At 72.5% G+C, this 13867-nt stretch carries 10 protein-coding genes; 6 read left to right on the top strand and 4 right to left on the bottom strand.

Translation table 11 applies throughout. The annotated features are described in order from the left end of the window. The first annotated feature begins 273 nt into the window (after positions 1-273). The gene (locus AC02VZ_RS21230) at positions 274-1464 is read left to right on the top strand and encodes a zinc-dependent alcohol dehydrogenase (RefSeq protein ID WP_476476128.1); all 1191 of its coding nucleotides are present in this window, start codon (positions 274-276) and stop codon (positions 1462-1464) included. Between the two features lie 180 nt (positions 1465-1644). Here the strand turns inward: AC02VZ_RS21230 and AC02VZ_RS21235 are convergent, their stop codons facing one another. Further along, positions 1645-2712, bottom strand: a complete 1068-nt coding sequence (locus AC02VZ_RS21235; protein WP_476476129.1) for an ATP-dependent DNA ligase — start codon at positions 2710-2712, stop codon at positions 1645-1647. Between the two features lie 74 nt (positions 2713-2786). On the opposite strand from AC02VZ_RS21235, the gene ligD reads away from it, so the two are divergent. Beyond that, complete coding sequence (gene ligD / locus AC02VZ_RS21240; RefSeq protein WP_476476130.1) at positions 2787-3809, top strand: non-homologous end-joining DNA ligase; 1023 nt, start codon at positions 2787-2789, stop codon at positions 3807-3809. A 24-nt stretch (positions 3810-3833) separates the two neighbouring features. Here ligD and AC02VZ_RS21245 read toward each other — a convergent pair whose 3' ends face one another. Together AC02VZ_RS21245 and AC02VZ_RS21250 are read right to left on the bottom strand one after the other, a co-directional pair. Next, positions 3834-6050 carry an OmpL47-type beta-barrel domain-containing protein gene (locus AC02VZ_RS21245; RefSeq protein ID WP_476476131.1) on the bottom strand — a complete coding sequence of 739 codons (2217 nt, stop codon included), beginning with the start codon at positions 6048-6050 and terminating at the stop codon, positions 3834-3836. Further along, positions 6047-8581, bottom strand: a complete 2535-nt coding sequence (locus AC02VZ_RS21250; RefSeq protein ID WP_476476149.1) for a ThuA domain-containing protein — start codon at positions 8579-8581, stop codon at positions 6047-6049. Before AC02VZ_RS21250 ends, AC02VZ_RS21245 begins: the two co-directional genes overlap by 4 nt. Before the next feature lie 196 nt (positions 8582-8777). Between AC02VZ_RS21250 and AC02VZ_RS21255 the strand changes: the two genes are divergently transcribed. The 4 genes from AC02VZ_RS21255 to AC02VZ_RS21270 all read left to right on the top strand — a co-directional run bounded on the left by AC02VZ_RS21255 (position 8778) and on the right by AC02VZ_RS21270 (position 12622). Beyond that, positions 8778-9896 (top strand): multicopper oxidase domain-containing protein, encoded by a 1119-nt coding sequence (locus AC02VZ_RS21255; protein WP_476476132.1) that lies wholly within the window; start codon positions 8778-8780, stop codon positions 9894-9896. Positions 9897-10225: 329 nt separating this feature from the next. After that, entirely contained in the window at positions 10226-11275 is a 1050-nt protein-coding gene (locus AC02VZ_RS21260; protein WP_432055368.1) for a LacI family DNA-binding transcriptional regulator, read from the top strand. Between the two features lie 214 nt (positions 11276-11489). Beyond that, entirely contained in the window at positions 11490-12287 is a 798-nt protein-coding gene (locus AC02VZ_RS21265) for a VOC family protein (RefSeq protein ID WP_432055369.1), read from the top strand. Positions 12288-12376: 89 nt separating this feature from the next. Beyond that, a complete protein-coding gene (locus AC02VZ_RS21270) occupies positions 12377-12622 on the top strand; it encodes a WhiB family transcriptional regulator (protein ID WP_432055370.1) in 246 nt (81 codons plus the stop codon). Positions 12623-12749: 127 nt separating this feature from the next. On the opposite strand, the gene AC02VZ_RS21275 is transcribed toward AC02VZ_RS21270, so the two are convergent. Then, positions 12750-13724, bottom strand: coding sequence for an acyl-ACP desaturase (locus AC02VZ_RS21275; RefSeq protein WP_432055371.1), 975 nt, complete (start codon positions 13722-13724; stop codon positions 12750-12752). Positions 13725-13867 lie beyond the last annotated feature (143 nt).

Here is a 13867-nt window from a genome sequence, read left to right on the forward strand (position 1 = left end):
TGCGCCTCGGCGTACGCCTGCCCGCGCGCTCCCCGGTGAGCTGCTTCGTGTGCTCCCGCTCGTGCTCACTGTGGCCACCCTGCCTGCCCGGATCCGTCGATGTCTCAATTGTGCGCTTTTCTGATCGTCGGGTGTCCTACCCGATCAGGAGCGATCCGGCGCGCCGCTTCCGCCGATCGGCGCAGCGGCTCACGGTTCGGGACGGGTCCTCTCGGGTACCCGGCCGCCACCGCACGCGGGACACACCGGAGCCGACGGAAGGAGCGGGCGGCCATGAAGGCAGTCACCTGGCAGGGAAAGCGGGACGTACGGGTGGAGACCGTGCCCGACCCCCGGATCGAGGAGCCCACCGACGCGATCATCCGCGTCACCTCGTCCGGGCTCTGTGGCTCCGACCTGCACCTGTACGAGGTGCTGACCCCGTTCATGACGCCGGGCGACATCCTCGGCCACGAACCGATGGGCATCGTCGAGGAGGTCGGCGCCGCCGTGCCGGACCTCCAGGTCGGGGACCGGGTGGTGGTCCCGTTCCAGATCGCCTGCGGCAACTGCTGGATGTGCCTCACCGGCCTGCCCACCCAGTGCGAGACCACCCAGGTGGGCGCCGAGGGCATGGGCGCCGCCCTGTTCGGCTACACCCGGCTGTACGGCGCCGTGCCGGGCGCCCAGGCCGAGTACCTGCGCGTCCCGCAGGCCCAGTACGGCCCGATCAAGGTGCCGGAGGGTCCCGCCGACGACCGCTTCCTCTACCTCTCCGACGTCCTGCCCACCGCCTGGCAGGCCGTCGCGTACGCCGGTGTGCCCAAGGGCGGCAGCGTGGCGGTGCTGGGGCTCGGCCCGATCGGGGACATGGCCTGCCGCGTCGCCCTGCTGCAGGGCGCCGGCACGGTCTTCGGCGTGGACCTCGTGCCCGAACGGCTGCGCCGGGCGCGGGAGCGCGGTGTGGAGACCTTCGACCTGCGTTCCTTCGACGACGAGAAGGAACTCGTCGCCGCCGTCCGGGACCGGACCGACGGCCGCGGCCCCGACGCGGTGATCGACGCCGTCGGCACCGAGGCGCACGGCAGCGGCGCCGCCCGCCTGGTGCAGAACGCCTCGGCGCTGCTGCCCCGCAAGCTGAGCGGGCCGATGGCGGAACGCTTCAGCGTCGACCGGCTCGCCGCCCTGTACACCGCCATCGACATGGTCCGCCGCGGCGGCACCATCTCGCTGTCCGGCGTGTACGGCGGCATGGCCGACCCGCTCCCGATGCTCACCCTCTTCGACAAGCAGATCCAGCTGCGCATGGGGCAGGCCAACGTCCGCCGCTGGTCCGACGAGATCATCCCGCACCTCACCGACGAGGACCCCCTCGGTGTCGACGACTTCGCCACCCACCACGTGCCGCTGACCGACGCGCCGCACGCCTACGACATGTTCCAGCGCAAGCAGGACGGCGCCGTCAAGGTCGTCATGCAGCCCTGAGCCGCCGCCCCGGCCGCCCGCGCCCCACCCCGAGGCCCTGAGGGGCACCACCGGTCTGCCGCGCCTCACCCTGAGGTGCGCCGGCCGGTCGCGCGCCTCGCCCTGCCACCGCCCCCGGTCTTGCCGCATCCGCCGGAAGGCCGGGGCGACGGCCGGTGCGGCCGCCCGGCTCGCCCCCCGTCACCCCCCGCCCAGGATCTCCCTGAGGTCGTAGCGCACCGGCTCCTCCAGCTGGGCGTAGGTGCAGCTGAGGGGGTCGCGGTCCGGGCGCCAGCGGCGGAAGCGGGCCGTGTGCCGGAAGCGCTGACCGTTCTCCATGTGGTCGTAGGCCACCTCGGCCACCCGGTCCGGCCGCAACGGCACCCAGGACAGGTCCTTCTTGCCCGACCAGCGGCTCGGCGCGCCCGGCAGCCGCGCCGTCTCGTGCGCCGACTCCTCGGCCCACGCCGCCCACGGGTGCCCCGACACGTCGTCCATCCGCAACGGGGCCAGCTCCTCCACCAGTTCCGCCCGGCGCTTCATCGTGAACGCCGCCGACACCCCCACGTGCTGCAGCACGCCCCGGTCGTCGTACAGCCCCAGCAGCAGCGACCCCACCACCGGACCGCTCTTGTGCAGGCGGTAGCCCGCCACCACCACGTCCGCCGTGCGCTCGTGCTTGATCTTGTACATCGCCCGCTCGTCCTGGCGGTAGCGCAGGTCCAGCGGCTTGGCGATCACCCCGTCCAGACCCGCCCCCTCGTACTGCTCGAACCACCCGCGGGCCACCTCGATGTCCGTGGTCGCCGGGGCCACGTGCACCGGGGGCGTCACCCCGTCCAGCGCCCGGGCCAGCAGGGCCCGGCGGTCGGAGAGGGGGACGTCCAGCAGCGACTCGTCGGCCAGGGCCAGCACGTCGAAGGCGACGAACGAGGCGGGGGTGCGCTCGGCCAGGGTGCGCACCCGTGAGTCCGCCGGATGGATCCGCTCGGTCAGCGCGTCGAAGTCGAGCCGCTCGCCGCGCGCGACCACGATCTCCCCGTCCAGCACGCACCGCTCGGGCAACCGCTCCCGCACGGCCGCCACCACCTCGGGGAAGTACCTGGTCAGCGGCTTGCCGGTGCGGCTGCCGAGCTCCACCTCGTCCCCGTCGCGGAACACGATCGCCCGGAAGCCGTCCCACTTCGCCTCGTACTGCATGCCCGGCGGGATCTTCGCCACGGACTTGGCGAGCATCGGCTTCACGGGCGGCATCACGGGAAGATCCATGCCCCGATTCTGCGCGCTCCGTCCCGTTGTCGCCCGGTGTGCGAGGTGTGCGTGCAGCCCTTAGCGTGGCTCGCATGGCGGAAGCGGTGGAACTGGACGTGGCCGGCCGGACCGTACGGGTGTCCAGCCCGGACAAGATCTTCTTCCCGGAGCCCGGCTACACCAAGCTGGACGTGGCCCGCTACTACCAGGCGGTCGCCCCCGGCCTGCTGCGCGCCCTGCGCAACCGACCGACCACGCTCCAGCGCTACCCGGACGGCATCGACGGCGAGTGGTTCTACCAGAAGCGCGCCCCCAAGGGCATGCCCGACTGGATCCCCACCGCGCACATCACCTTCCCCAGCGGCCGCAGCGCCGACGAGATGTGCCCCACCGAGGAGGGCGCCGTGGTCTGGGCGGCGCAGTACGGCACGCTCACCTTCCACCCCTGGCCGGTGCGCCGCGACGACGTGGACCACCCCGACGAACTGCGCATCGACCTCGACCCGCAGCCCGGCACCGACTACGACGACGCGGTCCGCGCCGCCCACGAACTGCGGGCCGTGCTGGAGGAGTCCGGCCTGCGCGGCTGGCCCAAGACCTCCGGTGGCCGGGGCCTGCACGTCTTCGTGCCGATCGAGCCGCGCTGGACCTTCACCCAGGTCCGCCGCGCGGCCATCGCGGTCGGCCGGGAGATGGAGCGCCGGATGCCGGAGCAGGTCACCATCAAGTGGTGGAAGGAGGAGCGCGGCGAACGCATCTTCATCGACTACAACCAGACCGCCCGCGACCGCACCATCGCCTCGGCCTACTCCGTGCGGCCCCGCCCGCACGCGCCCGTCTCGGCGCCGCTGCGCTGGGAGGAGGTCGGCACCGCGCGCCCGGAGGACTTCGACCTCGTGACGATGCCCGCGCGCTTCGCCGAACTGGGCGACGTGCACGCGGACATGGACGATCACGCGTTCTCGCTGGAGCCCCTGCTGGAACTCGCCCGGCGCGACGAGCAGGACCACGGGCTGGCCGACCTGCCGTACCCGCCGGAGTACCCGAAGATGCCGGGGGAGCCGAGCCGGGTCCAGCCGAGCCGGGCCAAGAAGCCGAAACCCTCGGCCACCTGACGCCGGCCCGGCCGGACCGGTGGATCAGGACAGGTCCTTGATCCTGATGTCGCGGTACGAGACCACGTCACCGGTGCCGTGCACCTGGAGCCCGATGTAGCCGGAGGCGAACCGACGCCCGTCGGTGCCCGGGTCGTCCGCACGCGGCGGGGTGAAGTCCTGGCCGCCGGTGTTGTGGAACTCGTTGATCAGCACACCGTTGCGGTAGACCGAGTAGTGCTGGTCCACCACGCGGATCTCGTAGTCGTTCCAGGTGCCCTTCTGCGTGACGCCCGCACCGGCCAGGCCCACCCGGTCGAAACCGTAGACCGAGCCCGTCTTGTACATGTCGCCGGTCGGGGAGTCGAACACCTGGATCTCGTGCCCGTACTTGATGGCCGCCCACTCGGGGCGCGGCTCCTCCGGGTGATCGTGGATCTGCGGGAACCGCACGAACACACCGGAGTTGGCGTTCTGGCTGCCGGGCGCGTCGTCACGCCACTGGAGCTTCAGCGAGAAGTCGCCGTACTTCCGCTCGGGGAACCACAGCATGCCGAGCCCGCCCCGGGAAGTGCCCGAGGTGATCGACCCGTCCTCGTTCAGCGCGAACGAACCGCCGCCCACGTGCTGCCACTTGGCGAAGGACGCTTCGGTGCCGTCGAGGATCGGGCGGTAGCCGTCGGTCTGGCCGGGCGTGCCGATGCCCGACTGCCGGGCGGCCTGGTTCACGGCCCGGTACTCCCGCTGGTCGACGACGCCTTCCTTCCTCAGGGCGTCCAGGACGGTCCGCACGTGCTTGAGGAACAGCGCCTGGGAGGTCCACTCCTTCTCGTCCTCGATCAGCTCGCCGATCCGGCACCGGTTGTCGGTGACCCGGTTGGGCACCCCGGTGTCGACCGTGCCGACGAACACCGTCCGCCGCTCGTCGTACTCCGGGCAGTTGGGCGCGGGCACGCCGCCGCCCGCCACCACCGTGAAGCCCACGGTGAGCGCCTCGGAGGTGTTGCCCGCCCGGTCGGTCGCCCGGTAGGCCACGGTGTGCCGGCCCGGCCGGTCGACCAGGACCGGCCGGGAGTAGGCGAGGTACGGGCCGCCGTCGAGCGAGTACGCGATCCCGGCGACGCCGGACCCGCCCTCGTCGGTGGCGCTCACCGTGACCCGCGCGCTGCCCACGTAGGCGCCGTCGGAGTTCCTGGTGCCGTCGACGCCCACCCCGGTCACCGGGGGCGTGGTGTCCTGCGGGGCGGCGGCGACGACCGTGAACCGCACGCTCTTCACGGCGGCCACGTTGCCCGCCCGGTCGGTGGCCCGGTAGCGGACGGTGTGCGTGCCGACCCGGTGCACCATGACCGGGCCGGTGTACGGCTGCCAGGCGCCCTCGCCGATCGCGTACTCGATGGTGTTGACGCCGGAACCGGTGTCGGAGGCGGTGACGGTCACCGTCGCCATGTCGACATAGGTGCCGTCCTCGTTCCGTTCGCCGTCCACGGTCGCCGACGTCTCGGGCGCCGTGGTGTCGTCGGTCGGCGGGGCGACGACGGTGAAGCCGACGCTCCTGGTCTCCGAGACGTTGCCCGCCTTGTCCAGTGCCCGGTAGCGCACGGTGTGGTCGCCGACCTGGTCGATCACCACCGGAGCGGTGTACGGCTGCCAGGTCTCGTCGTCGCCGAGGGCGTACTCGATGCGCTCGACGCCGGAGCCCTCGTCGGTGGCCTCCAGGACGACGCTCGCCGAACCGACGTACTGGCCCTCGGCGTTGCGCGTGCCGGTCACCTCGGCGGTGGCCTCGGGCGCGGTGGTGTCGTCCTCGCCGCCGCCCTCGGTCACCACCAGGATGCCCTGCATCTCGCCGTGGCCGGGGATCGTGCAGTGGTAGAAGTAGCGGCCCGGGGTGAGGGTCACCTCCGCGGTGTGCCGGCCGCCCTGGGCGTCGCCCGGGTTGGCCAGGATGTTCAGCTGGACGTCGTTGTTGAACTCCGGATCGGAGGTCACGAACGTCAGGGTGTGCGGCATGCCGGTGGTGTTGCCGGTGGCCGCGCTGTTCTCGAAGACGATCGTCGCCCTGCCCGCCACCGCGGTCGTCGGCGCCGACAGGTACCGGTCGATGTCGTTGCCGGCGGTCCAGGTGAGGACCTGCTCCGCGGCCCGCGCCCCGCTCGTGCCGCGGCCGTCTGCCACGGAGGCGCTCTGCAGGCCGAGCGCCATCAGCAGGGCGGCCAACAGGGCCGCCCACAGGCGCCGTTGTCGTGTCACCGGGGTCATCCGGTCCTCCTCGCGAGATCGCCGGCGGCCGGGGTCGGCCCGCCACCGGTGTAGGTGACCCGCCACAGCGCCGATTTGGCGTCCGAGGTGAAGAAGCCGCGGCCGTAGTCGAGGACGTACAGCGCGCCGTCCGGACCGAACTTCCAGTCCATGAGGTTCTTGATGCCGTCGTTGCCGACCGGCACGATCTTCTTCAGCGACTCCGCGTGCACCGGAAGCCCGCCGCTCCCTACCGTCTTCGGGTCCAGGAGCACCGCGTGGCGCGGCTGGTCGGCGTCGTAGAAGTCGCCGACGAACCACTTGCCGTCCCAGTACGCGGGCCACTTGACGGCGCTGTCGCTGCGGGCGTCGAAGCGGTACACCGGCCCGTTCATCGCGGCCTGGCCGCCGCCCTTCAGCCAGGGCAGCCCGTAGGTGGCCTCGCCGGCCTTGTAGGAGGGCACGCCGTTCGCGTCGCGCGGGAAGTCCGGGGCGCCGCCCTGCGGCGAGTACCAGATGGTGTTGGAGGTCACCGGCGGGAGGTTGACCAGGCCGTCGTTGTTCGGCGACTCGTTCTTCGGGGCGTCGCAGTCGTACCAGCCCAGCGGCTCGGACGGGTCGGGCAGGTTGCGGTCCCGGTAGGGCTGCTTGTTGCCCATGCAGTACGGCCAGCCGTGGTTGCCCGCCTTCGTGATGGCGGCGAAGGTGTCGTACTTGGCCGGCCCCCACGTCGTCGACGGCTGCCCGGCGTCCGGACCGACCCAGCCGGCGTACAGGACGTCGGTCGCCGGGTCGACGGAGATGCGCGCCGGGTTGCGCACGCCCATCACGTAGATCTCGCCGCGCGTCTTCCCGCCGCCCTCGGCGGTCTCCTCACCGGTGAACAGGTTACCCTCCGGCAGGGTGTACGTGCCGTCCGGCTCCGGGTGGATGCGCAGGATCTTGCCGTTGAGGTTGTTGGTGTTGCCCGCGGTGCGGCGCGCGTCCGCGAACGAGACGCCCCGGTAGTTCGGCTGCGGGTTGTTGCCCGAGTAACCGTCGCTGAAACCGCTGGAGTTGTTGTCGCCGGTGGCGATGTAGAGGTTGCCCTTCGAGTCCCAGGCCATGCCGCCGCCCGCGTGGCAGCAGCTGTGGATCTGCACCGGCCACTTCAGCAGCACCTTCTCGCTGCCGGGCAGCAGCTCGTCCGTCTCCCGGTCCAGCGTGAAACGGGAGACGCGCCGCTCGGCCATGCGGGTCTCGCGGTCGATCTCCGAGTGCGGCGTGTAGTGCAGGTACACCCACCCGTTGCGCGCGAACCCCGGGTCCAGCTCGATGCCGAGCAGGCCCTCCTCGTTCTTGCGCAGCTCGTCCCCGCCGCCCTTGTTGCCGAAGACGTCGAGCGCCCCGGCGAGGGTGACCTTCCCGGTTGTCGGGTCGTAGATGTGGATCTCGCCGCGGCCCTTGCCGATGTCCGGGTCGTTCCAGTCGGTGACGACCGGGCGGGAGGAGTCGGCGCCGCCGCGGCCGATGTAGAACACGCGGCCGTCGGGGGCGGTGACCAGGCCGTGCGGCTCGCCGATCTGGTCGTTCTGCCCCGGCGGGTTGGGCTCGGTGAGCCGCTCGGCCGTGTAGTTGCCGTTGATCGTCGCCTTGCAGTCGGCCTGCACCAGCCGGGTGGTCCACAGCAGGGCCCCGCGCAGGTGGTCGCGGAAGTCGGTCTCGTCGTAGGACGACACCGTGCCGCCCATGCCGGTGTAGAAGGACCGGCCGCCGTCGTAGTCCCGGCACCAGCTGACCGGGTGGTCCGCGCCGTGGGCGCCGGCCCCGGGCTGGTACGTCGACTCCCGTACGCGGGCGACCGTGTGGACGTCGCCCGAGGGGTTCTTCGCCCAGTTCAGCCACTTGTCCGGCCGCTTCCACTGCAGCGGCAGGTCCTTCGTCGCCGGGTGCCGGCGGTCGCCCACCTCGACGGTCGCCCGCTGCACCCGGTCCGGGGAGGCCGCCGGCCGGGCGCCGATCAGGCCGGTGAACCAGTCCGAGTACGGTTCGGCGCGCGCCGCGTCGTGGATGCCGAGGAACCCGCCGCCGGCCTCCATGTACGCCTCCAGGCCGGCCTCCTGGTCCGGGTCGAGGACGTCCCCGCCGCCGGTCAGGAACACGACGGCGTTGAAGCGGCTCAGCCGCTTGTCGTTGGTGAAGACGGCGGCGTTGTCGGTCGCGGTCACCGAGAAGCGCTGCTCGGCGGGGCCGGTCAGCCCGATCCGCTCGATCGCCGCGATCCCGGCGTTCACCACCGGCGACTCCTCACCGCCCGCGGCGGAGCCGTGGAACAGCAGCACCCGTACGTCGGCGCTGCCCGGGGGTGCCTTGATGGACATCGTTGTCATGGACGGATCCGTGTCCGGGCGCGCACTCGCCGCGGGGCCGGACATCAGCCCGGCGGCCACGATCCCTGCGGTGACGGTGGCCGCCCAGGCCCGCCGTCTCCTCCCGGCGGCCCGTGTCGTTCCCTGGCCTGTGGTGCTCAACCCGCTTGTTTCATCGGGTTGTTGGTGCGAGGGGAACCGCATGTGGTCACCCACCCCTCCTCGGTCGCAGCAACGGCGTCAAGGAAGCTAGACCTCTTTGCGTCACTCGCCAATACCTATGGCCGCAACGGAACGAACTTTGTCCTGAGTGTGGATGAACGGCGGGACGGTCGGTACCGTTTCACAGGTTCATGACAGCCACGGGCCCAACGTACGCCCGCATCCAGGGGAGTTCGGCATGGACAGACGCGGCTTCAACCGACGGGTACTGCTGGGCGGAGCGGCCGTCGCGACATCGTTGTCGCTGGCCCCCGAGGCGGTCAGCGCGGCCGGCCCGGTGCGCACCGCGCCCGCCGGGGGAGAGGTCCGGCGCATCAAGATGTACGCCGAGCGCCTGCCCGGCGGGCAGATGGGCTACGGCCTGACGAAGGGCAAGGCGTCCGTCCCCGGCCCGCTCATCGAGCTCAACGAGGGCGACACGCTGCACGTCGAGTTCGAGAACACCATGGACGTCCCCGTCAGCCTGCACGTCCACGGCCTGGACTACGAGATCTCCAGCGACGGCACCAAGCAGAACAAGAGCGACGTCCCGCCGGGTGGCACCCGCACCTACACCTGGCGCACCCACCGCCCCGGCCGGCGCTCCGACGGCACCTGGCGGTCCGGAAGCGCCGGCTACTGGCACTACCACGACCACGTCGTCGGCACCGAACACGGCACGGGCGGCATCCGCAACGGCCTCTACGGCGCGGTGATCGTGCGCCGCAAGGGCGACGTCCTGCCCGACCGGACGCACACCATCGTCTTCAACGACATGACCATCAACAACCGGCCCGCGCACACCGGTCCGGACTTCGAGGCCACCGTGGGCGACCGGGTGGAGATCGTCATGATCACGCACGGCGAGTTCTACCACACGTTCCACATGCACGGGCACCGCTGGGCCGACAACCGCACCGGCATCCTGACCGGCCCCGACGACCCCAGCCGGGTCATCGACAACAAGATCTGCGGACCGGCGGACTCCTTCGGCTTCCAGATCATCGCCGGGGAGGGCGTCGGGGCCGGGGCCTGGATGTACCACTGCCACGTCCAGAGCCACTCGGACATGGGCATGGTCGGCCTGTTCCTGGTGAAGAAGCCGGACGGCACCATCCCCGGGTACGACCCGGACCATCCCCACCACCACGGCTCGGGCTCGACGCGGCAGGGCGCCGACGGCTCCGGGTCCGGCGGCCCGGGAGCGGAGAAGTCCTCCGCGCGGGACGCGGACGGCGGGCAGCCGGCCGCCGGCTCCCCGGCCGCGGAGCGGACCGGGTCCGGGGCGAGCGCGGCCGAGGCGCCTCACCACCACTGACGGTTCCGCCGCTCCCCTCGCCGCCCTGGGTGGGCCCGGCATCGTCCGGGACGGGTCCGGTACCGCGCCGGACGGGTGCGGCGCCGAACCTGGCGGGTCCCAGCACCGTCCCGGACGGGTCCGGCACCGCCCCGGACGGGTGCTGCACCGCCCCTGGCGGGTCCGGCATCGTCCCGGACGGGCCCGGCATCGTCGCCGGCGGGTCCCGGCACCGTCCCGGGCGGGTCCCGGCGGCCCTCACCGCCGGTGTCCCACCCCACGGAAGCGCTCTCGCCCGCCCGCGCACCGGGGCTATCCTGTCCCGGAGCCGCAGGTGAGGAGCCCCAGACGTGACGGAGACTGTGCCGCGCCCCACGCTGGAGGCCGTGGCCGCGCGGGCCGGGGTCTCCCGGGCCACCGTGTCCCGGGTGGTCAACGGTGGCGACGGGGTCCGCGAGCCGCTGGCCGAACGGGTGCGGCAGGCCGTGGAGGAACTCGGCTACGTGCCCAACCAGGCCGCCCGGAGCCTGGTCACCAAACGCCACGACGCGGTCGCCGTGATCGTCGCCGAGCCCGAGTCCCGGGTGTTCTCCGACCCGTTCTTCGCCCGGCAGCTGCGCGGCATCAGCAAGGAGCTGACCGCCCACGACAACCAGTTGGTCCTGCTGCTCACCGAGGGCCGCCACGACCACGCCCGGGTCGGCCGCTACCTGGCGGGCGGACACGTCGACGGAGCGCTGGTGTTCTCCCTGCACCTGGCCGACCCGCTGCCGGAGCTGATCCAGCGCGCGGGCGTCCCCACCGTGTTCGGCGGCCGGCCCGGCTGGACCGGCGGGCGCGGCGCCGACGACGTGCGGTACGTGGACAGCGACAACCGCGGCGGGGCCCGGGACGCCGTGCGTCACCTGCTCGGCCTCGGCCGCGAGCACGTCGCGCACATCACCGGCCCCCTGGACCAGACCTCGGCGGCGGACCGGCTCGCCGGCTACCGGGACGTCATGGCCGGCGCCGACCCGCTCCTCGTCGCGGAGGGCGACTTCACGGCCGGCGGCGGTGAACGCGCGATGCGTGAGCTGCTGGACCGACGGCCCTCGCTGGACGCGGTGTTCGCCGCCAACGACCTCACCGCCGCCGGCGCCCTGCGGGCCCTGCGCGAGCACGGGCGCCGGGTGCCGGACGACGTCGCCGTGGTCGGCTTCGACGACATGCTCCCCGTGGCCGAACAGACCGACCCGCCGCTCACCACGGTCCGCCAGGACATCGAGGAGATGGGCCGCCTCATGGCCCGCCTGCTCCTGCGCGACCTGGACCGCGGGACCCCGGACCCGGAGGAGGAGGCCGGCGGTTCCGCCGCCGGCGTGGTCCTCCCGACCACCCTGGTCCGGCGGGCCTCGGCCTGAGTCCCGCCGGGGAGCGGCCTCGGACGGGCCGGAGGCCCGGCCTCCGACCGGCCCCTCCGCCCGGCCTCCGACCGGCCCCTCCGCCCGGCCTCCGACCGGCCCCTCCGCCCGGCCTCCGACGCGGACGCCACGGCCGGTGCCGGTGGGCGGGCCGGTGTCAGTGGGCGGTGGAAGACTCGGCGGAGTCGGGAACGAGACCGCCGGAGGAGACACCATGCTCACCACCCGCTTCGTCGACGGCGCCCCGGACTGGATCGAGGTCGGCACCCCCGACGTCGAGGGCGCCACGTCCTTCTACGGGCCGCTGTTCGGCTGGACGTACCGGTCGGCGGGGCCGGAGGGCGGTGGTTACGGGTTCTTCGAGCGGGACGGGCAGATCGTCGCCGCGTCGACCCGCGTCACGCCCGAGCAGGGGCCGCCCGCCTGGACCGTCTACTTCCAGACCTCCGACGCGGATGCCACGGCCGAGGTGGCCCGGGCCGCGGGCGGCGGTGTCACCTCCCCGCCCGAGCAGGTGAGGAGCCAGGGGCGGTCCGCGATCCTCACCGACACCGCCGGGGTCCCCTTCGGCGTCTGGGAGCCCGAGGGACGCACCGGCCTCGACCGGGCCGGGGACGTGGGCTCGCTGTGCTGGGCCGAACTGCACACCCCGGACGTCGCCCGCACCGCTGCCTTCTTCCGCCGGGTCCTCGGCTGGGAGACGACCGGGGTGACGTTCCCGGGTGGGGTCTACACGTCCCTCAACCCGGCGGGCACCGGTGAGGACGGCGCGTTCGGCGGCCTGGTCCCACTGGCCGACGATCCCGACGACGCGCGGGCCGGTGCCCGGCCCCACTGGCTGCCCTACTTCGGCGTCGACGACCCGGACGCGGTGGTCGCCGAGGCCGCCGCCCTGGGCGGCGGCGTACGGATGCCGGCCACCTCGATCGCCGGCGTCGGCCGCCTCGCCCGCTTGGAGGACCCGTACGGCGCCGTGTTCGCCGTGCTCCGGGGAGACCCGGAAGAGCAATGACCCGGTGGTGGGGCCGCCCGGCCCCCGCCACCCCCGGCGTTGATCCGGCGTTGAGCGAACGTTTCGCGCCGGGGGAGACGCTTCTGGCCATGCACACCGAAACGTTCCCGGCGCCCGACCTCACCTGGCAGGAGGAGGCGCTGTGCGCCCAGACCGGGGGAGACTTCTTCTTCCCCGAGCCCGGCAGCTCGGTCCGCGACGCCAAGCGGATCTGCGGGATGTGCCCCATCCGGGCCGCCTGCCTGGAGTACGCCCTGACGCACGACCTGCGCTTCGGGGTCTGGGGCGGGCTGTCGGAGAAGGAGCGGCTGGCGCTGCGCCGCACCTCCCGTTAGGTTGCCGCAGCCCCTTCCGGCTGGCCGCGCAGTGCCTGCCGGTGGGGCCGCCGCGCAAGCCGGGAGGCCCGGCGCGCGCCTGGCGGGAGGCGCACGCCGGGCCTCCCGACGGAACGTGGTGCGGCGGTCAGCCGGCGGCGCGGGCCGCCATGCGGGCCTTGCGGGCGGCCAGCTTCTCGTCGAACTTCGCGGCCTCGGCGTCCAGGCCGTTCATGAACAGGCCCAGCTCCTCCTGGGCCTTCAGGCCCTCCGGGCCCAGGCCGTCGATCTCCATGACCTTCAGGAAGCGCAGCACAGGCTGCAGGACGTCGTCGTGGTGGATGCGGAGGTTGTAGACCTCGCCGATCGCCATCTGCGCGGCGGCGCGCTCGAAACCGGGGATGCCGTGGCCGGGCATGCGGAAGTTCACGACCACGTCGCGGACCGCCATCATGGTCAGGTCGGGGGCGATCTCGAAGGCCGCTGCGAGCAGGTTGCGGTAGAAGACCATGTGCAGGTTCTCGTCGGTCGCGATGCGCGCCAGCATGCGGTCGCAGACCGGGTCCCCCGACTGGTGGCCGGTGTTGCGGTGGGAGATGCGGGTGGCCAGCTCCTGGAAGGAGACGTAGGCGACCGAGTGCAGCATCGAGTGCCGGTTGTCCGACTCGAAGCCCTCGCTCATGTGGGCCATGCGGAACTGCTCCAGCTTGTCCGGGTCCACCGCGCGCGAGGCGAGCAGGTAGTCCCGCATCACGATGCCGTGCCGGCCCTCCTCCGCGGTCCAGCGGTGCACCCAGGTGCCCCAGGCGCCGTCGCGGCCGAACAGGGTGGCGATCTCGTGGTGGTAGCTGGGGAGGTTGTCCTCGGTCAGCAGGTTCACCACCAGGGCGATGCGGCCGACCTCGGTGACCTTGGACTGCTCCTTGTCCCAGGCCTCGCCGTCCTCGAAGAAGCCGGGGAAGTTGCGGGCGTCGCTGAAGGGGACGTACTCGTGCGGCATCCAGTCCTTGGCGACCTTCAGATGCCGGTTGAGTTCCTTCTCGACCACTTCCTCCAGGGCGTACAGCAGCCGTGCGTCCGTCCAACCGGTCGAACTGGCGAGGTGGGGAGAAGCGAGCGTCACGAGAACTCCAGGGGGACGGGGGTGGGACGGGATCCGGCGAGCGGTGCCGGAACCTACGGCATCGTAGGCTACGAAACCGTAGGTTACGAAACCGTAGGTTAAGGGCGCCGTAAACCCCGAGGCCGGGAGGCAGAGGCGAACGG

The organism is Streptomyces sp. 3-6 (assembly GCF_056323165.1).